Raw genomic sequence first — 22,602 nt, forward strand, 5'->3', positions numbered from 1 at the left:
ACCAAGCCGGGCACCTGCTGGGCGAGTACGACCGCAACGGTGCGGCGCTGCGCGAATACGTGTGGCTGCGCGACACGCCGATGGCGATGTTCATGCCCGACCCGGCGAACCCGAGTGGCGAGCCGCTGGTGTACTTCATCCACAGCGACCACCTGAACACGCCGCGGGTGGTGGTGGACCGCAACAACCAGGTGCGCTGGCGCTGGCTGGCCGAGCCGTTCGGCACGAGCGCGCCGGAGACCAACCCGAGCGGGCTGGGGGTCTTTACGCAGAACCTGCGGTTCCCGGGGCAGTATGCGGATCAGGAGTCGGGGCTGTTCTACAACTACCACCGCTACTACGTGGCTGAGGGTGGGCAGTACATGCAAAGCGATCCGATCGGGTTGGCGGGTGGGAGTCTGACGACGTATGGGTATGTCGGGGGGAATCCGCTAAGTTTCGTGGACGCCCAAGGACTTCAACTCGCGCCAAGTCCTTTCGGCCCGGTGCCGATTCCTCTTCCTGGTCTGCCAACGCAAAGTGTTATAGATCCTGGAAGATATGATCCTGTTCAAGATAGATATATTCCTGGCACTGGATCACAGCCGAACACCCAAGAATGTTGCACAGCATACGAAGATGTCTATGAAGCAAACGATGGAAAGCATGGTGATATTCCACGTGGAGATATCTCCGCTGAACCTGCGAATCCAACCCTCGCGTTGACACATTCTGTCGGCGCAGGGCGGTCTCGAATTGGCTACGACGGCTTGGCTGGTCAGATCGTGGTCTTTCGCCTAACAAGAACAGACGAACAAAAGTGCATCAAGTATTGGCACGGATATGTCGTGTACCAACGTGACTTGACTCCGCAACAATGGAAGGCAGGGCGTGATGCAGGCTTTCCCAATTGGCCAAGGAAACCAAAATGACGAATATAGTTTTTTTATATCAAGTATCAATTGCTGACCTGAGGCTGCAGTTCAAGCTCAATGTACAGGAATCGATCAATAAGACGCTTCAGTTCGGGCGAGGAGATCCGAGTTACGTGTTTGCAGTTGTTGAGATTTGGCTGGTACAGGGTGAATCTGCCAATCTGGTTATTCCGGCGACAAATCCTGGAAACTTCATAGAAGATCTGAATGAAATTCAGAAGCGAATCGCTCGGCCACCAGCCCTCCCTGCTTTGATACCTGAAGTTGCTCCAGGCAGGTGGTCCGACTGGATGGCAGGATACTGGTGGAGATTGAAAGAGGATTGCAGCCTCCCAGATGATGAGGTCGAGTATGAGAGGGCAATTGTTTTGTCCCTCTTGGACAGCAGGGTTGGCCAAGTCGCCATCTATTCTTATGGGAGTGAATCAATTATTGAGATATCAACTCAATCTGATGAGGATTCTCACAGGGATGGCGCTTGGGCAGTGTTTGATCCGATCGCGCTTGGTGCGGACATTTCCCATGTTAAGAACAAAATAATTAGTGATGTTCAACTTGCTGCAAAGGTGCGGAAGGGCTAATCCAGCAACTCCCGCGACCGCTCGCCAGCAGCCGGTCGAGTTCTGCGTTCAGCCGATTGCCACCGCTGCCGGCGTGCCAGCCGGCCCGAACACCCCGAATGGCGAGCCCGCGTTGGCCTGCGGATACCCGCTGCGGGACCTGTGCTACGACGAGACGAGCCGCATCGTGCGGCTTCGCGCACCTGAGCGCGGACGGCATGGCGCAGCCTGCGCTGGACCAAGCGCTCAGCTGCGACCAGAACGATCGGATCACCAGCATCACGACGAACGCGGCGAGTGGGTCGATCAAGCACGCCTGGGTGGGTCATCTCAAGCAAAGCCAATGATTCGGCGGTTCGATGTAGCCCGCCAGCCGATTCCTACGCGCTCGGGATTCACGGCATGACAACGATCCCACCTCAGCAGTCTCGCATCTGAATTGGATTTCAAGCCGATCGATGCGACCGCCGACGGTTTCAAAGCTGAGAAGCAGAGCGCCTGTTCATCAAGCGCACGCCCTCGGGGTTTTCGATAGCCGCCGCTCGTCTGCATACTTTCTGCACCATCGATTCAGACACTCGATCTTCTCCACAACCACCAGGGAGCAGAACGATGTCATCGCATGAACCCCCCGAAGAGGAACTCCGCGGACCCTCCGGATTGACGGTGCTGGAACTGGGCGAACTGCTCCCGCTGCTGGAGCCGCTCCCGGTTCGGGATCCCGAGCCCGAACCGCCGCCGACCTTGTGGCTCGTGATTCCCAAGCTGCTGTTCAGCATCGTCTTCGGCGTTCTCGCCGCGATGCATGCCGGCATCTTCTTTTATCGCGATGAGGAACCCTTCAACCAGCTCTACTGCCTGGGCCTCGTCAACAGTTCCGGCATCTTCGCCATCGCGGCGGTGCTCTGCGCACTGGCCGGCGCCGGGCTGCTGTCGAAGCTCAAGCAGGCGTGGCGCGATCGTCGCGAAGGCCGCCTCGACAGCCACCACGACAGCGCCGCGCCGTTCAGGTCACCGGGGCCGGGTTGAACAGCACCAGCGCGTTGTGAAGCTTCCAGCGCTCGGCCCATGTTTTCGTGCGGCCGCTGGCCACGTCGAGCATCAGGCGGAACAGCTCCCAGCCCACGTCCTCGATCGTCGCGTCGCCGTCGGCGATGCGCCCGGCGTTGACGTCCATCAGGTCATGCCAGCGCCGCGCCAGGTCGCTGCGGGTCGCCACCTTGATCACCGGGCACTCCGCCAGCCCATACGGCGTGCCGCGGCCGGTCGTGAAGATGTGCAGGTTCATGCCGGCCGCCAGTTGCAGCGTGCCGCAGATGAAGTCGCTGGCCGGCGTGGCTGCGTAGGTCAGGCCCTTGGTCGCCAGCTTCTCGCCCGGTGACAGCACGCCGGTGATCGGCGCACTGCCGCTCTTGACGATCGAGCCCATCGCCTTCTCGACGATGTTCGACAGCCCGCCCTTCTTGTTGCCCGGCGTCGTGTTCGCGCTGCGATCGACCCGGCCCTTCTGCAGGTAGGCGTCGTACCAGGCCATCTCGCGCACCATCGCCTCGGCGATCTCGGGGGTCGAGGCGCGCGCAGTGAGCTGGGCAATGCCGTCGCGCACCTCGGTGGTCTCCGAAAACATCACGCTGGCGCCGGCGCGCACCAGCAGGTCGGTGGCGAAGCCCACCGCCGGGTTCGCGGTGACGCCGCTGAACGCATCGCTGCCGCCGCACTGCACGCCCACCACCAGCTCGCTGGCCGGGCAGGTCTCGCGGCGGCGGCGGTCCAGCCGCTCCAGGTGCGCGCGCGCGGTTGTCATGATCGAGTCGATCATCGACATGAAGCCGACGTGCGCATCGGCCTGCAGGCACACGACGTCCAGCGCCTCGGGTCCGGTCACGGCCCCGCGCTCGTCGCGGATCGAGATCGTGCCCGGCGGCAGCAGCCGCTCGGGCTGCAGCTTCTCGCAGCCCAGGCTCACCACCATCACCTCGCCACCGAAGTTCGGGTTCAGGCTGATGTTGCGCAGCGTGCGGATCGGGATGATCGCGTCGGGCGCGTCGATCGCCACGCCGCAGCCATAGGTGTGCTCCAGCCCGACCACGTCGTCGACGTTCGGGTAGCGCGGCAGCAGCTCGGCCTTGATGCGCTGCACCGCGAAATCGACGACGCCGGCCACGCACTGCACCGTCGTCGTGATCGCGAGGATGTTGCGCGTGCCGACCGAGCCGTCGGCATTGCGGAAGCCCTCGAAGGTGTAGCCGGCCAGCGGCGGCATCGGCGGCGCGGCCCGCGTGGCCATCGGCAGGCCGGTGAGTTCGCGGGCCTCGGGCATCTGCAGCAGCCGCTCGTGCACCCAGCTGCCGGCCGGGATGTCCTTGGCCGCCAGGCCGATGCTCACGTGGTAGCGCAGCACCGGCGAGCCGGCCGGCAGGTCGACCAGCGCCACCTTGTGGCCCTGCGGCACCGCATCGCGCAGCACCAGGCCGTCGGCCAGCACGGTGCCGGCCGGCAACCCGCCATCGTTGGCGACGATCGCGACGTTGTCGAGATCGTGCATCTTGATCGTCAGGGGTTTCTTCACCTCGGCCATGCTGCTCACCTGTTGCGCAACGTCAGGGCTTGACGTTCCCGTCCTTGACGATCTTCGCCCACTTCACCAGTTCGTTGTGGCCGAAGGTCGCGAACTGTTCCGGCGTGTTGGGGCTGTACTGCAGGCCCAGCCCTTCCATCTTCGCCTTCACGTCGGGCATCGAGATGATCTTCGCGACCTCGGCGTTCATGCGCTTGACGATCGCCGGCGGCGTGCCGGCCGGCGCATAGAAGGCCTGCCAGCTGGCCACGTCGAAGCCCGGCACGCCGGCCTCCTGCAGCGTCGGCACGTCGGGCATCGCGATGCTGCGCTTGGCGGACGTCACCGCCAGCGCGCGCACCTTGCCGCTCTGCACGAAGGGCAGCGCCACCGTCACCGTCTCGAAGCTCATCGGGATCTGGTTGCCGATCACGTCCTGGATGGCCGGCGCGCTGCCCTTGTACGGCACGTGCGTCAGCTCGGCGCCGGTCAGCAGCTTGAAGGTCTCGCCCGACATGTGCTGCGAGCTGCCCTGGCCGGACGACGCGAAGGCGATGTCGCCCGGCTTGGCCTTGGCCGCCGCGATCAGCTCCTTGACGGTCTTGTACGGCGCCTCGGTGCCGACCAGCAGCACGTTGGAGATGCTGCCCAGCAGGATCACCGGCGCGAAGTCCTTGGCCGCGTCGTACGGCATCTTCGGCTGCAGCACCGGGTTGATCGCGTGGCTGGCGATGGTGCCGAGCAGGAAGGTGTAGCCGTCGGGTGCCGACTTGGCGACCGAGTCGGCGCCGATCACGCCGCCGGCACCAGCCTTGTTCTCGACCAGCACCGTCTGCTTCAGCTCGACCTGCAGCTTGTCGGCCAGCAGGCGCGCGAGGATGTCGGAGGTGCCGCCGGCCGCGAACGGCACGACGATGCGCACCGGCTTCTCGGGCCAGGCCGGCGCGGCCTGCACGCCCAGGCTGGTGCCTGCGGCGGCGGCTGCGAGTGCAAGAAGGGTTCGGCGAATGATCATGGAATGTCTCCTGGAATGGTCTCGGAACGAAAGTCTCGTGTCGCCGATCAGCGCAGCACCACGCCCGGCAGCCACAGCGAGAACGCCGGCACGTAGGTGACCAGCATCAGCGCGGCGATCAGCGCGCCGTAGAACGGCCAGATCGTCTTCATCACGGTGCCGACCGACACGCCGCCGATCGCGCAGCCGACGAACTGGGTCGTGCCCACCGGCGGCGTGTTCAGCCCGAGCGCGCAGTTGATCAGGATCACCATGCCGAACTGGATCTCGCTCATGCCGTAGTGCTGGCAGATCGGCAGGAAGATCGGCGTGCACACCAGGATGGTGGCGGCCATGTCGAGGAAGGTGCCCAGCAGGAACAGGATGATGTTGACCAGCAGGAAGATCACCCACGGGCTGGACGTCACCGCCGACAGCGCCTGGCCGGTCAGCGCGGGCACCTCGTACAGGCTGATGATGTAGCCGAACGAGGCCGAGATGCCGATCAGCAGCAGCACGACGCCGGTCGTCTTCACCGCCTTCGCGGCCGCCTTCAGGAACTGCTCCCACTTCAGCGAGCGGTACACCACCACGCTGAGGATCAGCGAGTACAGCACCGCCACCGCCGCCGATTCGGTCGCGGTGAACACGCCCGACAGGATGCCGCCGAGGATCAGCACGACGACGAACAGCCCCGGCAGCGAGGCCGCGAAGGTGCGCGCCACGATGCTCCAGCCGGGGAAGGTGCCGGCCGGGTAGCCGCGCTTCACCGCCACCAGGTAGGCCGCGGCCAGGTTGCACAAGGTGAGCACCAGCGCCGGGATCAGGCCCGCGAGGATCAGCTTGGCGATCGACACCTTGCCGCCGGCGGCCAGCGTGTAGATGATCATGTTGTGGCTGGTCGGCATCAGCGCGCCGACCAGTGCCGCATGGGTCGTCACGTTGACCGCGTAGTCGGCGTGATAGCCCTGCTTCTTCATCATCGGGATCATCACCGCGCCCATCGCCGACACGTCGGCCACCGGCGAGCCGGAGACGCCGCCGAACAGCGTGCAGGCCACCACGTTCGACATGCCCAGCCCGCCGCGGATGTGGCCGACCGCCGCGTTCGCGAAGTTGACGATCTTGTCGGCGATGCCGCCGTACAGCATCAGCTCGCCGGCGAAGATGAAGAACGGGATCGCGAGGAACGAGAACACGTTCATGCCCGAGGTCATCTGCTGGAAGATGACCGCCATCGGCAGCCCTTCGTACAGGATGGTCGCGAGCGCCGACAGCCCGATCGAGAACGCCACCGGGACGCCGAGGATCAGCAGCCCGAAGAACGTGATGCAGAGAATGGTCAGTGCCATGCGGGTTCAACCTCGGTGCCACGCAGCAGTGCCACGATGTGTTCGATGGAGAAAAGAATGATCAGCACGCCGGCCGCGATGAAGGGCACGTAGCGCCAGGCTTCGGAGATGCCGAGCGTCGGGATCTTGTAGTCGCCCACCGAGTCGAACATCAGCGCGCAGTTCCAGGCCATCAGGGCCCCGAACAGCAGGGTCAGCAGGTGGATCAGGATCTCGGTCGGCAGCTTCGCCTTCTCGGGCAGCAGGAAGCCGAGCAGCTCCATGCCGATGTGGCCGGCGTCGCGCACGCCGACGGCGCAGCCGAGCATGGTCACGTAGAGCACCAGCACCAGCGCCAGGCTCTCGGCCCAGGTGGGCGTGCTGTTGAGCACATAGCGGCCGAACACCTGGTAGAGCACCGCCGCGAGCAGCAGCACCAGGCCGGCCACGCCGAGCCGCAGGCAGGCCTTGGCGACGGCTGCGCAGAATTTCGTGTACATCGGGGATTCCTTCACCGCGGCGGCACGGGCCGCCGCGGTGGGTTCAGTGGAGAACGATCGTCGGCGGAATTACTTCGTGTCCTGGATGCGCTTGACCAGGTCGCGCAGCTTCGGGTCGGCCAGGAACTTGTCGTACACCGGCTTCATCGCGGCCTGGAACGAGGTCTTGTCGACCTCGATGATTTGCGCGCCGGCGGCCTTCACGGTGGCCAGCGACTTCTCTTCGCGCTCGTCCCACAGCTTGCGCATGAACGGCACCGATTCCTTCGCGGCCTGGCGGATCGCCTTCTGGTCGTCCGGGCTCAGCGCGTCGAACACGCGCTTCGAGAACAGCAGCACCTCGGGCGCCATCGAATGCTCGGTCTTCGAGTAGTACTTGGCCACCTCGAACTGGCGCGAGCTCTCGTACGACGGGAAGTTGTTCTCGGCGCCGTCGACCAGGCCGGTCTTCAGCGCGGTGTAGACCTCGCCGAAGGGCATCGGCGTCGCGTTCGCGCCCATCGCCTCGAGCAACGCGACCCACAGGTCGGATTGCTGCACGCGGATCTTCAGGCCCTTGGCATCGGCCAGCGTCTTGATCGGCTTCTTCACCGTGTACATCGAGCGCGCGCCGCTGTCGTAGTAGGCCAGGCCGATGAAGCCCTGCGCTTCGCAGCTCTTCAGGATCTCCTCGCCGATCGGGCCGTCGAGCACCGCGCGCATGTGTTCCTTCGAGCGGAACAGGAAGGGCATCGTCGGCACCACGGTGGCCGGGCAGATGTTGTTCATCGGCGCGATGTTGACGCGCGTCATCGGGATCGCGCCGATCTTGGTCTGCTCGATGGTGTCCTTCTCGGCGCCGAGCGAGCCGTTGTTGAACACCTTGATGCTGTGCTTGCCGTTGGTCAGCTTCGACAGCGTCTCGCCCATGTGCTTGACGGCCAGCACGGTCGGGTAGTCGTCGGGGTGGATGTCGGTCGAGCGGAACTCGGTGGCCTGCGCCGTGCCGAGCGCGGCCAGCGCCATCACGGCGGCCAGGGTGCGGATCTTGTGGGTCATGGTCTTGTCTCCGGGGTGGATGGGTCTAGCGAAATCGTCAGGAAGCGAAGGCAGTCTCGGGCAGGCCGGCCACGCCGGGCTCGGCGACGAATACCGAACCGTCGAGGGCGTCGTCGGCTGCGGTCGGCAGCCGGATCGACGTGATGAACAGCTGGCGCAGCTGCGGGCCGCCGAAGGCGCACATCGACGGCTTGGGCACCGGCACGGTCAGCGAGCGGTCGAGCCGGCCGTCGGGCGTGAAGCGGTGCACCAGGCCGGCGTCGTTGGCGCAGATCCAGTAGCCGCCGTCGGCATCGACCGCGGCGCCGTCCGGGCGGCCCGGGTGGCGGTTCATGTCGACGAACTCGCGGCGGTCGGTGGGCGTGCCGTCGGCGTCCAGGTCGAAGGCCCAGATGCGGCGCACGCTCGGGTGCGAGTCCGACAGGTACATCACCTCGCCGCGCGGGCTGAACGCGAGGCCGTTTCCGGTGATCAGGCCCGATACCAGCGGTGCCGACAGGCCGTTGCCGTCGAGCCGGAACAGCGCGCCGAACGGCGACGCGAGCGACATGTCGCGCACCATCGTGCTGGACCAGAAGCGGCCCTGGCGGTCGCAGCGGCCGTCGTTGAAGCGCATGCCGTCGCGCGGGTGCGTGATGCTGCACAGGCGCGTCGAGGTGAGCCCTGCCGCAGACAGGCGCAGGTGGAACACGCCGCTCTCCATCGCCGCCACCAGCCCGCCCTGCGCATGCAGCGCGATGCAGGCCACGCGCTCGGCGCAGGCCCAGCTCTCGACGCGGCGCGTGGCGTGGTCGAAGCGGCGCACCTGGCGGCCTTCGATGTCGACCCAGTACAGCGCCTGCTCGGCCACCGACCACAGCGGGCTTTCGCCGACCTGGTCGCGCGAGGCGTCGAGCTTGTCCATGCGCATCGCCGTGGTCATTCGAACGGGCCGGTGCGCACGAAGGCGCCGCCCTGGTAGAGCACGGCCGGGTCGTTGTAGTCGAGCGGCGGCTGCCGCGCCTCGACCGCGGCGCGGAACGGCTCGGAGCTGTCCTGCGGCACGTAGCCGAGGTGTTTGGCTTTCGTGTTGTCCCACCACTGCGTGCGGTTGTTCGACATGCCGTAGACGACGCTGTAGCCGACCAGCGGCGCCGTCAGGCACGACATCACCAGCCGCTCCAGGTCGTCGAAGCTCATCCAGGTGGCCAGCATGCGGCGGTCCTTCGGCTCGGCGAACGACGAGCCGATGCGCAGGCAGGCGGTCTCGATGCCGTGGCGGTCGAAGTAGAAGCGCGCGAGGTTCTCGCCGAAGGCCTTGCTGAGGCCGTACAGGCCATCGGGGCGCGGCAGCGCGTTGGTGTCGAGCACCTCGTCCTGGCGGTAGAAGCCGGTCACGTGGTTCGAGCTCGCGAACAGCACGCGCTTCACGCCGTGCTTGCGCGCCGCTTCATAGAGGTTGTAGGTGCCGACGATGTTGGCCTGCAGGATCGGATCGAACGCCGCCTCGACCGACACGCCGCCCAGGTGCACGACGGCGTCGACGCCTTCCAGCAGTTGGTGGACGGCGGCGCCGTCCTGCAGCGGGACCTGGCTCAGCTCCTCGCCGGCGGCGGCGCTGCCGAGGTCGGCGAGGTCGGACAGGCGCAGCACGTCGCAATAGGCCTTCAGGCGTGGCCGCAGCACGCGGCCGAGGCCGCCGGCAGCGCCGGTCAGCAGCAGGCGCTTGAAGCGCAGGGAGGTGGTGGAGGTCGGCGGGGTCGTCATCGAAGGCATCTTTCACGGCCGACCGCGGGTCTTCGCTGTCGGCAACACGTACGTCATCAGTTGTCGTACAACATGCCCAATGATTCGTGACGGACAGGGGCTTGTCAAGCCGACGGGATGAGGGTAATCCCGAGGCTGGCGCGCCGCGCCCGGTAGCCAAACGGTGTCGTCGACGACGTACATTGTTGTACGACGACGAACTGCCTTTGTCGACCCGCGGAAGCCCGCGGAACGCCGAGGGGCGCGTGTCGTACAGTGAAAGCCCTTTCAACGACCCTGTCATGAGCCGTTCGATGCACGTTCCGTCTTCTCCCGCTGCGACCGACCTGCCGCGCCGCCGGCCGCGCAGCCTGGCCATCGGCCTGGTCGAGACGCTGAGCGCGCGCATCCGCGACAACGTGATGCGATCGGGCGACAAGCTGCCCACCGAGGCCGCGATCATGGACGAGTTCGGCGTCAGCCGCACCGTGGTGCGCGAGGCGCTGTCGAAGCTGCAGGCCGGCGGGCTGGTCGAGACGCGGCATGGGGTCGGCACCTTCGTCGTCGGCGCTGGCGGCACGCTGAATTTCCGCATCGATCCCGAGCAGATCGCCACCGCCCGCGAGGTGATCGCGGTGCTCGACCTGCGCATCGGGCTCGAGGTCGAGGCGGCGGGGCTCGCCGCGGTGCGCCGCACCGACGCCAACATCGAGGTGATGCGCGGCGCGCTGGGCGCGTTCTCGTCGGCCATCGAGCACGATGGCGATGCCATCGCGCCCGACTTCCAGCTCCACATGGAGATCGCGCGGGCCACGCAGAACGTGCACTTCGTCGAGCTGATGACCTACCTGGGCACGATGATCATTCCGCGCGCCCGGCTCAACACCGCGAAGGTCGCCGGCGAGGGCCGGCGCGAATACCTGCAGCGCGTGAACGTCGAACACGAAAGCATCGTCAACGCGATCGCCGGGCACGACCCGGAGGCGGCCCGCGCCGCGATGCGCACGCACCTGGCCAACAGCCGCGAGCGCCTGCGCCGGGCCGACGGCGGCCCCACGCCCTAGAAGCACGGCGGGTCGGCCCTCTTGAATCTGCGCGGCCCATGTTGTACGATGACTGACAACCTGATCCGATCGCCAGAACTTCATTGGAGACGCGCATGTCACCCCAGGAACTCAAAACCACCATTTCGTCCGGCCTGCTGTCCTTCCCGGTGACGGACTTCGATGCCGAGGGCAACTTCAAGCCGTCGACCTATGCGAAGCGGCTCGAGTGGCTGGCGCCCTATGGCGCGACCGCGCTGTTCGCGGCCGGCGGCACCGGCGAGTTCTTCTCGCTGGTCGGCGAGGAATACGGCCAGGTCATCAAGGTGGCGGTCGACACCTGCAAGCACAGCGTGCCGATCATCGCCGGCGTCGGCGGCCCGACCCGCCAGGCGATCGCGATGGCGCAAGAGGCCGAGCGCCTGGGCGCCAAGGGCCTGCTGCTGCTGCCGCACTACCTGACCGAAGCCGGGCAGGCCGGGCTGGTCGCGCACGTCGAGGCGGTGTGCAAGTCGGTGAAGATCGGCGTGATCGTCTACAACCGCGCGGTGTGCAAGCTCAGCGCGGCCAGCCTGCAGCAGTTGGCCGACCGCTGCCCGAACCTGGTGGGCTTCAAGGACGGCGTAGGCGAGATCGAGGCGATGGTGACGGTGCGCCAGAAGCTGGGCGATCGTTTCGCCTACCTCGGCGGCCTGCCGACCGCGGAGGTCTATGCCGCGGCCTACAAGGCGCTGGGCGTGCCGGTGTACTCGTCGGCGGTGTTCAATTTCGTGCCGAAGACCGCGATGGATTTCTACCGCGCCGTCGCGGCCGACGACCGGGCGACGCAGAGCCGCCTGATCGACGACTTCTTCCTGCCGTATCTCGACATCCGCAACCGCCAGCAGGGCTACGCGGTCAGCATCATCAAGGCCGGCGCGACGCTGGTCGGCCACCCGGCCGGGCCGGTGCGACCGCCGCTGACGGACCTGACCGGTGAAGAAGTCGAGATGCTGTCCGCGCTGATCAAGCGCCTCGGCCCGCAGTAAGGAGCACGCGATGAGCGAACACCTGAACTACATCAACGGCGCCTGGGTCGCCGGTTCGCGCTTCGTGCCGAACATCAACCCGTCGGACCTTGCCGACACCGTCGGCCTGTTCGCGAGCGCAACCGCCGCGCAGGTCGATGAAGCGGTGCAGGCCGCGCGCGCCGCGGCGCCCGCCTGGGCACTCTTCAACGTGCAGGCCCGCGCCGACGCGCTCGACCGCATCGGCAACGAGATCCTCGCGCGCCGCGAAGAACTCGGCACGCTGCTCGCACGCGAGGAAGGCAAGACCAAGCCGGAAGGCATCGGCGAAGCCGCGCGTGCCGGCAACATCTTCAAGTTCTTCGCCGGCGAATGCCTGCGCACGCCGGGCGAGCTGCTGCCGTCGGTGCGGCCGAACATCGGCATCGAGATCACGCGCGAGCCGGTCGGTGTGGTCGGCATCATCAGCCCGTGGAATTTCCCGATCGCGATCCCCGCGTGGAAGATCGCGCCGGCGCTCGCGTTCGGCAACTGCGTGGTGTTCAAGCCCGCCGACCTGGTGCCGGGCTCGGCCTGGGCGCTGGCCGAGATCATCACGCGCGCCGGGCTGCCGGCGGGCGTGTTCAACCTGGTGATGGGCGCCGGCCGCGAGGTCGGGCAGGCCATCGTCGACCACCCGGGCATCGATGCGATCAGCTTCACCGGTTCGCAGAACGTGGGCAAGCAGGTCGCGCAGGCCGCGGTTGCGCGCGGCGCGAAGGTGCAGCTCGAGATGGGCGGCAAGAACCCGCAGATCGTGCTCGACGACGCCGACCTGAAGCAGGCGGTGGAGCTGTGCGCGCAGAGCGCGTTCTTCTCGACCGGGCAGCGCTGCACGGCGTCGAGCCGGCTGATCGTGACCGCCGGCATCCACGACCGCTTCGTCGAGGCGCTGGCCGAACGTATGCGTGGCCTGAAGGTCGGCCATGCGCTGGGCGCCGGCATCGACATCGGCCCGGTGGTCTCGAAGGCGCAGCTCGAGCAGGACGAGCGCTACATCGAGCTCGGCCAGGCCGAGGGCGCGCGCCTGCTGGCGGGCGGCCAGCGGGTGAAGGCCGAGACCGACGGCTTCTTCCTCGCGCCGGCGCTGATCGTCGATTCGACGCAAGCCATGACGATCAACCGCGAGGAGATCTTCGGCCCGGTGGCGTCGGTGATCCGCGTGAAGGACTATGACGAGGCGCTCGCGGTGAGCAACGACACGCCGTTCGGCCTGTCGGCCGGCATCGCGACCAGCTCGCTGAAGTACGCGACGCATTTCAAGCGCCACGCGCAGGTCGGCATGGTGATGGTCAACCTGCCGACCGCCGGCGTCGACTACCACGTGCCGTTCGGCGGCCGCAAGGGATCGAGCTACGGCCCGCGCGAGCAGGGCAGCTACGCCCGCGAGTTCTACACCATCGTGAAGACGGCCTACACCGGCGTCTGACCGGGCGGGAGCATGCGCACCGGGAGGTGACGCATGTTCCCTTGCCGCCGCTGCTGGCGGTGTCGACATCCCCGCATGCCCCGGTGCCTCAGCACCGCGAGGGCTGCGTGGAGGTCGAGAGATGGAACTGCTCAGATTGGTGCAATCCCAGGTCCGCCTGGGGGCCCCGCTGCCCTGGGGCGTGCGGGACGAGGCCGGCGTGCTGCTGCTGGCCCGCGGCCATGTGGTGGTCGACGACGATCAGGTGCAGGCGCTGCTGCGGCGTGGCGCCTGTGTCGACCTGAGAGAGGTCAAGGCCGCGGCACGCGCGGCGCAACCCCGGGATGCACGGCCGCCCAACCTGTTCGACCAGTGGGAAAAGACGCTGTGGCGGCTCGACCTGCTGCTGAAAAGCCTGGCCGACCGGGGCTTTCCGGCGCGCATCGACGAGTTCGCGGCGAGTCTTGTCGCGTTGATCGAGCGCGACCCCGACATCGGCATCTTCCTGTCGGTGCGCAAGGACAGGCCGCGCATGATGCTGTACGGCCTCACGCACTCGCTGCACACCGCGCTGCTGTGCTGCCTGATGGCGCGCCGCCTCGGCTGGAGCGCCGCGCGCACGCAGAGCCTCGTGAAGGCGGCGCTGACGATGAACATCGCGATGCTCGACCTGCAGGGCCGCCTGGCTGCCCAGGGCGTGCCGGCGATGCCGCCGCAGCTGGAGCTGGTGACGCAGCACCCGCAGCAGGCGGTCGAGCTGCTGGAAGCGGCCGGCATTGACGATGCCGAGTGGCTGCAGGCGGTGGCCGAGCACCATGAATGCCCGGGTGGGCGCGGCTACCCGGGCGGGTTGCGCGACCCGTGCGAGATGGCGTGGGCCTTGCGGCTGGCCGATGTCTTCATGGCGCGCATCTCGCCACGTGGAAGCCGACCCGCCATCAGCGCGCAGGAGGCCGCACGCCATGTGTTCCGCGAAGACGGCGGCGGCCCGCTCGCGATGGCCATCATCAAGGAGCTGGGCATCTATCCGCCGGGCGAGTTCGTGCAGCTGAAGAGCGGCGAGCGCGCGGTGGTGGTGCGGCGCGGCGACAGCGCCAGCACGCCGATCGCCGCCAGCATCACCGACCGCAGCGGCATGCCGGTGGTGCACACGACGCGGCGCGACACCGCGTGCCAGGAATTCGCGATCGTCGCGGCGCTGCCCGACAAGTCGCTCGCGGCGCGGCTGCTGCCGGAGCGGCTGTACGGGCTGCCGGCCTGATCAGGCCTTCTTGCCCTGGTTGGCGACGGCAGCTGCAGCGGCCGCTGCGGCCGCGGCATCCCCCAGGTAGTAGCTCTTGATCGGCTTCAGGTTCTCGTCGAGTTCATAGACGAGCGGGATGCCGTTCGGGATGTTGACGCCGACGATGTCGGCGTCGGCGATGCCGTCGAGGTACTTCACCAGCGCGCGGATGCTGTTGCCGTGCGCAGCGATCACGATGCGCTTGCCCGCCTTGATGGCCGGCGCGATGCTGTCGTTCCAGAACGGCAGCACGCGCGTGACAGTGTCCTTCAGGCATTCGGTCAGCGGCACATCTTCGGGGCGCAGCTTCGCGTAGCGGATGTCCTGGCGCTGGCCGCGCGGGTCGCCGGCATCGAGCGCCGGCGGCGGCGTGTCGTAGCTGCGGCGCCAGATCAGCACCTGTTCGTCGCCGTACTGCTTGGCCATGTCGGCCTTGTTGAGCCCCTGCAGCGAACCGTAGTGGCGCTCGTTCAGGCGCCAGCTGTGCACCACCGGCAGCCAGGTGCGGTCCATCTGGTCGAGCGTGTGCCACAGCGTCCAGACCGCGCGCTTCAGCACCGAGGTATAGGCCACGTCGAAGTCGTAGCCCTCGGCCTTCAGCAGCCGGCCGGCCTGCTTGGCCTGCTCGACGCCGGTCGGCGTCAGATCGACGTCGGTCCAGCCGGTGAAGCGGTTTTCCAGGTTCCAGGTCGATTCGCCGTGGCGGATCAGCACGAGTTTGTACATGGCAGGCAGTGGTTGTGGGGCGGGCGGGGTGCGGCCCCGGGGAGGCGGACCGCCGAATTCTATAATTCGCGTTTGCTTCCAACCCTTGGGCCTCGCCTGTGAAATTCCTTCTCGACAATTGGTATCTGTTCGCGGTGGCCCTGGTGTCCGGCGGTTTGCTGCTGTGGCCCGCGGTTCGGCGCGGCACGCAGGGCGGGGCGCTGTCCACCGTCGACGCGGTGCACCTGATCAACCGTGAAAAGGGCGTGCTGATCGACGTCAGCGAGCCCGCGGAGTTCGCCGCCGGCCACCCCGCCGGCGCGAAGAACGTGCCGCTGGCACAGATCGAGACCTCGAACGCGCTGCCCAAGAACAAGGCCTTGCCCCTCGTGGTGGTGTGCGCGAGCGGCGCACGCGCCACCCGCGCGATCGGTATCCTTCGCAAGGCAGGCTACGAGAACGCCCGCGCACTGGCCGGTGGCCTGAAGGCGTGGCGCGAAGCGAGCCTGCCGGTCGAGAAATCGGCCTGAGGTCGACCTGAGGGATCCAGGGCCTGTGCCACGCGGGCCCGTCGTTGGAGCGAAGCGATGCAAGCCGTGAAGATGTACACCTCGATGGTGTGCCCCTACTGCCACCGCGCGAAGCAGCTGCTGAAGTCGCGCGGCGTCGACCAGATCGACGAAGTGCGCGTCGACCTGCAGCCCGGGCTGCGCGACGAGATGATCGAGCGCACCGGGCGCCGCACCGTGCCGCAGATCTTCATCGGCAGCACGCACGTCGGCGGCTGCGACGACCTGATCGCGCTCGACCAGCGCGGCGGCCTGACGCCGCTGCTGTCCGCCGCCGCCTGACACACCAGGCGTTTCAATTCGCCCTGGCGCCTCGGACATAATCCGCGCCGCAGCCCGCACATCCCGCTCGCGGGCTTTTTTCACTCGTCTTCGTCAATCGCGAGAGCACCATGTCCGACGACACCCAAACCCCCGTGTTCCAGATCCAGCGCCTGTACCTGAAGGACCTGTCGCTCGAGCAGCCGAACTCGCCGCAGATCCTGCTGGAACAGACGCAACCCCAGGTCGACATCAACCTGGGCCTGGCGGCCGAGCCGGTCGCCGACGGCGTCTACGAAGTGAGCGTCACCGCCACCGTCACCACCAAGGTCAACGACAAGACGCTGTTCCTGGTCGAGGCCAAGCAGGCCGGCATCTTCGAGATCCGCAACATCCCCGAAGACCAGCTGCAGCCGATCATCGGCATCGCCTGCCCGCAGATCATCTACCCGTACCTGCGCGCCGTCGTCTCCGACATCTGCACGCGTGCCGGCTTCCCGCCGGTGCTGCTGGCCGAGGTGAACTTCCAGGCCATGTTCGAAGCGCAGCAACAGCAGCAGGCCGCGAACGGCGCCGCGACGCCGTCACTCAACTGACGCACGGATCGCCGCGGTGAAGCTCGCCGTCCTCGGCGCAGGCGCGTGGGGCACGGCGGTTGCCGTGAGCACGTCGACGCGCCACGACACCCGCCTGTGGGTGCGCGATCCGCAACAGTGCGAGCGCCTGCAGACGCGCGGCGAGAACCTGCGCTACCTGCCGGGCATCGCGCTGCCGCCAGCGCTGGTGGTGTCGTCCGATTTCGACAGCTGCGTCGAGCACGCGCGCGGCGGCCTGATCATCATCGCGACGCCGATGGCGGGCCTCGCCGAGGTGTTGCGCCGCCTGCCGGCCGACGCGAGCGGCGTGCTGTGGCTGTGCAAGGGCTTCCAGGACGGCACCGGCTGGCTCGGCCACGAGGTCGCGCGCGCGGTGCGGCCGACTGACCGCCGCGTCGGCGTGCTGTCGGGCCCGAGCTTTGCGCTCGAGGCCGCGCTCGGCCGGCCGACGGCCCTGGTGGCCGCGAGCGCCGATGCCGAACTCTGCGAACAGGCCGTGGCGGCGCTGCACACCGAAAACCTGCGCATCTACACCTCCAGCGACCTGGTGGGCGTCGAGGTCGGTGGCGCGGTGAAGAACGTGATGGCGATCGCCACCGGCATCGCCGACGGCATGGAGCTCGGCCTCAATGCGCGGGCCGCGCTGATCACGCGCGGGCTGGCCGAAATCACGCGGCTGGGCGTCGCGCTCGGTGCGCGGCCCGACACCTTCATGGGCCTGTCCGGCCTCGGCGACCTGGTGCTCACCGCCACCGGCGACCTGTCGCGCAACCGCAAGGTCGGGCTGCTGCTGGCCGAAGGGCTGCCGCTGTCGAGGATCCTGGTCGAACTCGGCCACGTGGCCGAAGGCGTGGCCTGCGCCGCGACCGTGCTGCGGCGCGCGCGTGCGCGTTCGGTCGACATGCCGATCACCGAAGCGGTGGTCAACGTGCTCGAAGGGCGCGGAACCCCCGAGCAATCGATGCGCCTCCTGATGGGGCGCGACGCGCGTCCTGAAAGCTGAACCGATGAGCCTGCAACGTCGCGATGTCCTGGCGGCCGGCGTGGCCGCTGCCCTGTCAGGCGCACTGCCGGCGCGTGCCCAGGCCTGGCCCGCCCGCCCGATCCGGCTGGTCGTGCCGTTCCCGCCCGGCAGCTCGCCGGACATCATCGCGAGGCTGGTGGCCGAGCCGCTCGCGCAGGCCCTCGGCCAGCCGATCGTGGTCGACAACAAGCCGGGCGCCGGCGGCAACCTCGGCACCGGCATGGTCGCGAAGGCCGAGCCCGACGGCTACACCTTCCTGTTCACGATCCAGGGGCCGCTGGTGACCGCGCCGCTGCTGTCGAAATCGCTCGGCTACGACCCGCTGAAAGACCTGGTGCCGGTGACGCTGGTCGCGACCTCGCCGAACGTGCTGGTGGTCGACCCGAAGCTCGGCGTCGGCACGCTGGCCGATTTCGTGCGTGTCGCGAAGCAGAAGAAGGGCCAGCTGAACTACGGCAGCGTCGGCAACGGCAGCGCGGCGCACCTGGCGATGGAATCGTTCAAGGCGCGTGCCGGCCTCGACATCGTGCATGTGCCCTACCAGGGCTTCCCGCAGGTGGTCAACGCGATCCTGGGCGGCCAGGTGCAGGCCGGCTTCATGGTGCCCGGCATCGCGATCGGCCAGGTGAAGGCCGGCAAGCTGAAGGCACTGGGCGTCACGACGCTCGGCCGTTTCGGTGCGTTGCCCGATCTGCCGACCTTCGTCGAGCAGGGCTACGCCGGCTTCGAGGCGATCTCGTGGCAGGCGGTGCTCGCGCCGGCCCGCACGCCGCAGGCCGTGATCGACCGGGTGTCGGCGGAGCTGGTGCGCATCATCAAGACCGATGACGTGCGCGGCAAGATCCTCGGGCAGTACTTCAGCGCGGCGGGCACGGCGCCCGAGGCGTTGGCGAGCCTGATGAAGTCGGAGCGCGAGCGCTGGGGCAAGGTCATCAAGGCCGCCGGGGTTCAACCCGAGTAGTCAGGCGCCGTCGGCGTAGCCGTTCTGGCGCCAGGCCTCGAACACCGCGACCGCTACTGCATTGCTGAGGTTCAGGCTGCGTTGACCCGCGCGCAGCGGCAGTCGCACGCGTTGCTCCGTCGGGAAACCATCGCGCAGTTCGGTGGGAAGTCCCGCGGTTTCGGAGCCGAAGACCAGCCAGTCGCCGGCCTGCCATGCCACCTCGGCGAACGGCCGGCTGCCGCGCGTCGTGAACGCGAACAAGCGTGCCGGATCCGGCTGAGTGGCGTCGACGAAGGCCTGCCAGTCGGCATGCCGCCGCACCGGCGCGAACTCGTGGTAATCGAGCCCGGCGCGCCGCAGCAGCCGGTCCTCCATCGAGAAGCCGAGCGGTTCGATCAGGTGCAACGCGCAGCCGGTGTTGGCCGCGAGCCGGATCACGTTGCCGGTGTTCGGCGGGATCTCCGGATGGACGAGGACGATGTTGAACATGGGCGCGATTGTCGCGGGCCTCAGGGACTCGTCGAGGGGCGAGGCGTGCGCGCGACGACCCAGGCTTCCACGCGCGCCACGCCAGCCTGCTTCAGCACCCGCGCCAGCTCGGCCAGCGTCGCGCCGCTGGTCATCACGTCGTCGACCAGCGCGACCTGCCGGCCCGCCAGTTCGCCGCGCCGCAGCGGCTCCACTGCGAACGCACCGCGCACATTCGCCGCACGCCGGTCCGGCGGCAGGTCGAGCTGGTGCGCGGTCGCGCGCACCCGCAGCAGCAGCCCGGCATCGGCGCGCGCCGGGCCACCGGCGGCGAGCCGACGTGCCAGCTCCCAGGCCTGGTTGAAGCCGCGCTCGCGCAGGCGCTCGACCGCCAGCGGCACCGGCAGCAGCAGCTGCGGCCACGGCGCCGCATCGCGCTGCCGTGCCGCGTGGATGCGCGCGGCCAGTGCGTCGGCCAGGTCGAGCGCCCCGTTGAACTTGAAGCGCGTGACCAGCCCCGACCACGGGTGCGCATAGCCGGCGCCGGCAAAGGCGGCGTCGAACGGCGGTGGCGCCAGCACGCAGGCGCCACAGCTCGCGACGCCCGCCGGCACCTCCAGCGCACAGCGGCTGCAGCGCGGCACGGTGTCGGCGAAGCGCTGCACGCAGGCCCGGCACACCCGGGCCGCGGCGCCGGCATCCCAACCCTGGCACACCGCGCACAGCGAGGGCATGTGGCGGAGCAGGCGCGAGAAGATCACCGGCTCAATATACTGCCCGCCGATGAGCGATTCCCCTTCGGCCGGCACCTCGCGGCACTTCGACCGCGCGGTCGTCGTGCAGGCGCTGCGACGCCTGGCCGGCGCGCCGCAGGCGCCGTGGCTGCACGGCGAGATCGCGCGGCGCATGGCCGAGCGGCTGTCGATCGTGCGCAAGCAGCCCGAAGCGATCGCCGACTGGTGGAGCTTCGGCGGTGCCGGTGCCGAGCACCTGGCGCGCGCCTACCCGCAGGCGCGCCGCATCGCGATCGAGCCGACGCCGGCGCTGCGCGAGCGCAGCGCCGAGCTCGCGAAGGCGCCGTGGTGGTCGCCGAAGCGCTGGAGCGGCGCACCCGTCACGGTCGTGTCCGCCGACCAGGTCGAGCCTGGCAGCGTGCAGCTGGTCTGGGCCAACATGATGCTGCAGGCGGTGTTCGACCCACCGGTGGTGCTCGGCCAGTGGCAGCGCGCGCTGGCGGTCGACGGCTTCGCGATGTTCTCGTGCTTCGGCCCCGACACGCTGAAGGAGCTGCGCGCGCTGTACCGCCGGCTCGGCTGGCCGGTGCCGGCCGCCGATTTCGTCGACATGCACGACCTGGGCGACATGCTGGTGCAGGCCGGTTTCGCCGATCCGGTGATGGACCAGGAGCTGATCACGCTGACCTGGGCTGACCCGCAGGCGCTGCTCGCCGAGCTGCGCGGCCTGGGCGGCAATGCGGCGCCGGAGCGCTTCGCCGGGCTGCGCACGCCGCGCTGGCGCGCGCGCCTGCTGGCCGGGCTGCAGGGCCTGGCCGGGCCGGACGGGCGCATCTCGATGACGTTCGAAGTGGCCTACGGCCATGCGTTCAAGGCGCCGCCGCGCGTGCCGCTGGCCGCGCAGACGACGGTGTCGCTGGACGACATGCGTGCGTTGGTGCGCGCGCGACAGGGTTCGCGCTGAGGGGCTTGCAGCGGCCGCCTGCGCTAAACTCGCGGGCTTGAAAAATGCGGTTTCGTCCGGGGTGTGCGGCCAGGGTGCGACAGCGCGGGTCGGACGGGACCGTCGAAGAACAGATCTCTGGAGGCAACTGGAGAAGGCGCAGTATGTCCACAAGCTCGTCGGCGGCGTGGCAGCCCTCGGCACCCCGGGCAGAGTTTCGCTTCGGTCACGAATCCCGCGGGGAGGGTGGCCCGGCCGGCTGGTCGATCGACTGGCTGCTGAAGCGCAACTGCTCGATGGCGCCCAGGCAGTTGCTCGCGTTCTACCTGTCGTTGTGCGTCCTGTCGCTGGGCATTGCCGCGATGTTCTGGTTCCAGGGGGCGCGAATGATCATGACCTTCGCCTGGATCGAGCTGTCGGCCGTCGGCCTGGCGCTGTGGGTGTACGCACGCCACGCGACCGACAGCGAGAGCATCGTGCTGCGCAATGACCGGCTGACGGTGGAGGTCGCGAACGGGCAGCAGGTCGAGCGGGTGGAGTTCCAGCCCGCCTGGGTGCGGGTGGAACCGGCGCATGGCGACCAGTCGCTGATCGAGTTGTCGGGCCAGGGGCGTCGGATTGCGGTGGGGCGCTTCGTGCGGCCCGAGTTGCGCAGCCAGCTGGCGCAAGAGTTGCGCCATGCGCTGCGGCGCTGGCAACAAGGGGCGGCGCGGCTGTCTCCGGTGTGATTTTTCCGGTGTGATTTTGGGATAACTGAAACGACCATGATGATGAAGCAGACGAAAACACTTTGGCAGCGGGCGGGACAGATCAGCCTCGGCCTGGGCGCCGCGTTGGCCACATCGGCTGCCATGGCCGTCAACAGCCTGCCGGGAGGGCCGGCCGTCAACCAGCTGGACCTGCACCCGCCGGTCACCGCGATCGCCGCCGAGCAGCGCTGGCTGCACTACTTCGTGCTGATCATCTGCGTGGTGATCTTCCTCGGCGTGTTCGGCGTGATGTTCTATTCGATCATCATGCACCGCAAGAGCAAGGGCGCCAAGCCGGCCAACTTCCACGAGAGCACCACGGTCGAGATCATCTGGACCATCGTGCCGTTCATCATCGTGATCCTGATGGCGCTGCCCGCCACCAAGGTGGTGGTCGCGATGAAGGACACCAGCGCGGCCGACCTGACCATCAAGGCCACCGGCATCCAGTGGAAGTGGGGCTACGACTACCTGAAGGGCGAGGGCGAGGGCATCGGCTTCGTCTCGACGCTCGACGTGACGCAGCGCGAGATGTCCGACTCCGGCAAGCCGTCGGGCGACGACTACCTGCTGAAGGTCGACAACCCGCTGGTGGTGCCGGTCGACAAGAAGGTGCGCGTGATCACCACCGCCACCGACGTGATCCACGCCTTCATGGTGCCGTCGTTCGGCATCAAGCAGGACGCGATCCCCGGCTTCGTGCGCGACACCTGGTTCCGCGCTGAAAAGATCGGCGACTACTACGGCCAGTGCGCCGAGCTGTGCGGCAAGGAGCACGCCTACATGCCGATCCACGTGAAGGTGGTTTCGGCCGCCGACTACACCAAGTGGGTCGATGGCAAGAAGAAGGAAATGGCCGCGCTGGCCGACGATCCGGCCAAGGTCTGGGAGCAGCCCGCGCTGCTGGCCCGCGGTGAGAAGGTCTACGCCGCCAACTGCGCCGCCTGCCACCAACCCAACGGCAAGGGCGGTGGCCCGATCAAGCCTCTGGACGGTTCGCCGGTCGTGCAGGACGCCGACAAGACCAAGCAGATCCACGTGGTGCTGAACGGCCAGAACAACGGCGCGATGCCGTCGTGGAAGCAGTTGTCCGACACCGACCTCGCCGCGGTGATCACCTACACGAAGAACAACTGGTCGAACAAGACCGGCCAGACCGTGCAGCCGTCCGAAGTGCTCGCTGAGCGCAAGCAATAACACAAGCGACAAGCC

General features: G+C 67.9%; 25 protein-coding genes. 15 read left to right on the forward strand and 10 right to left on the reverse strand.

Features of this window, described 5'->3' with window-relative positions; genetic code table 11:
* The 3 genes from ACXJLU_RS16145 to ACXJLU_RS16155 form a co-directional block, all read left to right on the forward strand.
* Positions 1-911, forward strand: a 911-nt coding sequence (locus ACXJLU_RS16145) for an RHS repeat-associated core domain-containing protein (RefSeq protein WP_457332612.1), incomplete at its 5' end; no start/stop codon positions are given.
* Positions 908-1,495, forward strand: coding sequence for a hypothetical protein (locus ACXJLU_RS16150; protein WP_457332614.1), 588 nt, complete (start codon positions 908-910; stop codon positions 1,493-1,495). The genes ACXJLU_RS16145 and ACXJLU_RS16150, both read left to right, overlap by 4 nt.
* A gap of 591 nt (positions 1,496-2,086) precedes the next feature.
* Positions 2,087-2,503: a hypothetical protein gene (locus tag ACXJLU_RS16155; protein ID WP_457332616.1), complete on the forward strand. Its 417-nt coding sequence runs from the start codon at positions 2,087-2,089 to the stop codon at positions 2,501-2,503.
* Here the strand turns inward: ACXJLU_RS16155 and garD are convergent.
* The 7 genes from garD to ACXJLU_RS16190 all read right to left on the reverse strand — a co-directional run bounded on the left by garD (position 2,481) and on the right by ACXJLU_RS16190 (position 9,640).
* The gene (gene garD / locus ACXJLU_RS16160) at positions 2,481-4,052 is read right to left on the reverse strand and encodes a galactarate dehydratase (RefSeq protein WP_457332618.1); all 1,572 of its coding nucleotides are present in this window, start codon (positions 4,050-4,052) and stop codon (positions 2,481-2,483) included. The two genes, ACXJLU_RS16155 and garD, sit on opposite strands and share 23 nt — an antisense overlap.
* Positions 4,053-4,074: 22 nt before the next feature.
* A complete protein-coding gene (locus ACXJLU_RS16165) occupies positions 4,075-5,046 on the reverse strand; it encodes a tripartite tricarboxylate transporter substrate binding protein (RefSeq protein ID WP_457332620.1) in 972 nt (323 codons plus the stop codon).
* A 47-nt stretch (positions 5,047-5,093) separates the two neighbouring features.
* The gene (locus ACXJLU_RS16170) at positions 5,094-6,377 is read right to left on the reverse strand and encodes a TRAP transporter large permease (RefSeq protein ID WP_073462111.1); all 1,284 of its coding nucleotides are present in this window, start codon (positions 6,375-6,377) and stop codon (positions 5,094-5,096) included.
* Complete coding sequence (locus ACXJLU_RS16175) at positions 6,368-6,856, reverse strand: TRAP transporter small permease (protein WP_073462112.1); 489 nt, start codon at positions 6,854-6,856, stop codon at positions 6,368-6,370. The genes ACXJLU_RS16170 and ACXJLU_RS16175 overlap by 10 nt, the downstream gene beginning before the upstream one ends.
* A gap of 69 nt (positions 6,857-6,925) precedes the next feature.
* A complete protein-coding gene (locus ACXJLU_RS16180; protein ID WP_457332622.1) occupies positions 6,926-7,894 on the reverse strand; it encodes a TRAP transporter substrate-binding protein in 969 nt (322 codons plus the stop codon).
* Between the two features lie 37 nt (positions 7,895-7,931).
* Positions 7,932-8,816 (reverse strand): SMP-30/gluconolactonase/LRE family protein, encoded by an 885-nt coding sequence (locus ACXJLU_RS16185; RefSeq protein ID WP_457332624.1) that lies wholly within the window; start codon positions 8,814-8,816, stop codon positions 7,932-7,934.
* Positions 8,813-9,640 carry an NAD-dependent epimerase/dehydratase family protein gene (locus ACXJLU_RS16190; RefSeq protein ID WP_457332626.1) on the reverse strand — a complete coding sequence of 276 codons (828 nt, stop codon included), beginning with the start codon at positions 9,638-9,640 and terminating at the stop codon, positions 8,813-8,815. The genes ACXJLU_RS16185 and ACXJLU_RS16190 overlap by 4 nt, the downstream gene beginning before the upstream one ends.
* A 281-nt stretch (positions 9,641-9,921) precedes the next feature.
* On the opposite strand from ACXJLU_RS16190, the gene ACXJLU_RS16195 reads away from it, so the two are divergent.
* The 4 genes from ACXJLU_RS16195 to ACXJLU_RS16210 all read left to right on the forward strand — a co-directional run bounded on the left by ACXJLU_RS16195 (position 9,922) and on the right by ACXJLU_RS16210 (position 14,377).
* Positions 9,922-10,683 carry a FadR/GntR family transcriptional regulator gene (locus ACXJLU_RS16195; RefSeq protein WP_457332628.1) on the forward strand — a complete coding sequence of 254 codons (762 nt, stop codon included), beginning with the start codon at positions 9,922-9,924 and terminating at the stop codon, positions 10,681-10,683.
* A gap of 95 nt (positions 10,684-10,778) precedes the next feature.
* Positions 10,779-11,690 (forward strand): 5-dehydro-4-deoxyglucarate dehydratase, encoded by a 912-nt coding sequence (gene kdgD / locus ACXJLU_RS16200; RefSeq protein WP_457332630.1) that lies wholly within the window; start codon positions 10,779-10,781, stop codon positions 11,688-11,690.
* 10 nt (positions 11,691-11,700) lie between these two features.
* The gene (locus tag ACXJLU_RS16205) at positions 11,701-13,137 is read left to right on the forward strand and encodes an aldehyde dehydrogenase family protein (protein WP_457332632.1); all 1,437 of its coding nucleotides are present in this window, start codon (positions 11,701-11,703) and stop codon (positions 13,135-13,137) included.
* Between the two features lie 121 nt (positions 13,138-13,258).
* Positions 13,259-14,377: an HD-GYP domain-containing protein gene (locus tag ACXJLU_RS16210; RefSeq protein WP_457332634.1), complete on the forward strand. Its 1,119-nt coding sequence runs from the start codon at positions 13,259-13,261 to the stop codon at positions 14,375-14,377.
* On the opposite strand, the gene gpmA is transcribed toward ACXJLU_RS16210, so the two are convergent.
* Positions 14,378-15,124 carry a 2,3-diphosphoglycerate-dependent phosphoglycerate mutase gene (gpmA, locus tag ACXJLU_RS16215; RefSeq protein ID WP_457332636.1) on the reverse strand — a complete coding sequence of 249 codons (747 nt, stop codon included), beginning with the start codon at positions 15,122-15,124 and terminating at the stop codon, positions 14,378-14,380.
* 98 nt (positions 15,125-15,222) lie between these two features.
* On the opposite strand from gpmA, the gene ACXJLU_RS16220 reads away from it, so the two are divergent.
* The 5 genes from ACXJLU_RS16220 (at position 15,223) to ACXJLU_RS16240 (ending at position 18,514) form a co-directional block, all read left to right on the forward strand.
* The gene (locus ACXJLU_RS16220; protein WP_457332638.1) at positions 15,223-15,633 is read left to right on the forward strand and encodes a rhodanese-like domain-containing protein; all 411 of its coding nucleotides are present in this window, start codon (positions 15,223-15,225) and stop codon (positions 15,631-15,633) included.
* 57 nt (positions 15,634-15,690) lie between these two features.
* Entirely contained in the window at positions 15,691-15,954 is a 264-nt protein-coding gene (gene grxC, locus ACXJLU_RS16225) for a glutaredoxin 3 (protein ID WP_073462119.1), read from the forward strand.
* Between the two features lie 110 nt (positions 15,955-16,064).
* Positions 16,065-16,529 (forward strand): protein-export chaperone SecB, encoded by a 465-nt coding sequence (gene secB / locus ACXJLU_RS16230; RefSeq protein ID WP_457332640.1) that lies wholly within the window; start codon positions 16,065-16,067, stop codon positions 16,527-16,529.
* Between the two features lie 16 nt (positions 16,530-16,545).
* The gene (locus tag ACXJLU_RS16235) at positions 16,546-17,532 is read left to right on the forward strand and encodes an NAD(P)H-dependent glycerol-3-phosphate dehydrogenase (RefSeq protein ID WP_457332642.1); all 987 of its coding nucleotides are present in this window, start codon (positions 16,546-16,548) and stop codon (positions 17,530-17,532) included.
* Positions 17,533-17,536: 4 nt separating this feature from the next.
* Positions 17,537-18,514: a Bug family tripartite tricarboxylate transporter substrate binding protein gene (locus ACXJLU_RS16240; RefSeq protein ID WP_457332644.1), complete on the forward strand. Its 978-nt coding sequence runs from the start codon at positions 17,537-17,539 to the stop codon at positions 18,512-18,514.
* Here ACXJLU_RS16240 and trmL read toward each other — a convergent pair whose 3' ends face one another.
* Positions 18,515-18,985, reverse strand: coding sequence for a tRNA (uridine(34)/cytosine(34)/5-carboxymethylaminomethyluridine(34)-2'-O)-methyltransferase TrmL (gene trmL, locus ACXJLU_RS16245; protein ID WP_457332646.1), 471 nt, complete (start codon positions 18,983-18,985; stop codon positions 18,515-18,517).
* A gap of 20 nt (positions 18,986-19,005) precedes the next feature.
* Complete coding sequence (locus ACXJLU_RS16250) at positions 19,006-19,698, reverse strand: ComF family protein (RefSeq protein ID WP_457332648.1); 693 nt, start codon at positions 19,696-19,698, stop codon at positions 19,006-19,008.
* A gap of 49 nt (positions 19,699-19,747) precedes the next feature.
* On the opposite strand from ACXJLU_RS16250, the gene ACXJLU_RS16255 reads away from it, so the two are divergent.
* From ACXJLU_RS16255 to coxB, 3 genes are all read left to right on the forward strand, one after another.
* Positions 19,748-20,662, forward strand: a complete 915-nt coding sequence (locus ACXJLU_RS16255; protein ID WP_457332650.1) for a class I SAM-dependent methyltransferase — start codon at positions 19,748-19,750, stop codon at positions 20,660-20,662.
* A gap of 143 nt (positions 20,663-20,805) precedes the next feature.
* Positions 20,806-21,369 carry a DUF2244 domain-containing protein gene (locus tag ACXJLU_RS16260; protein WP_083613774.1) on the forward strand — a complete coding sequence of 188 codons (564 nt, stop codon included), beginning with the start codon at positions 20,806-20,808 and terminating at the stop codon, positions 21,367-21,369.
* A gap of 39 nt (positions 21,370-21,408) precedes the next feature.
* A complete protein-coding gene (gene coxB, locus ACXJLU_RS16265; RefSeq protein ID WP_457332702.1) occupies positions 21,409-22,587 on the forward strand; it encodes a cytochrome c oxidase subunit II in 1,179 nt (392 codons plus the stop codon).
* Positions 22,588-22,602: the final 15 nt, after the last annotated feature.

The organism is Rhizobacter sp. P5_C2 (assembly GCF_054049715.1).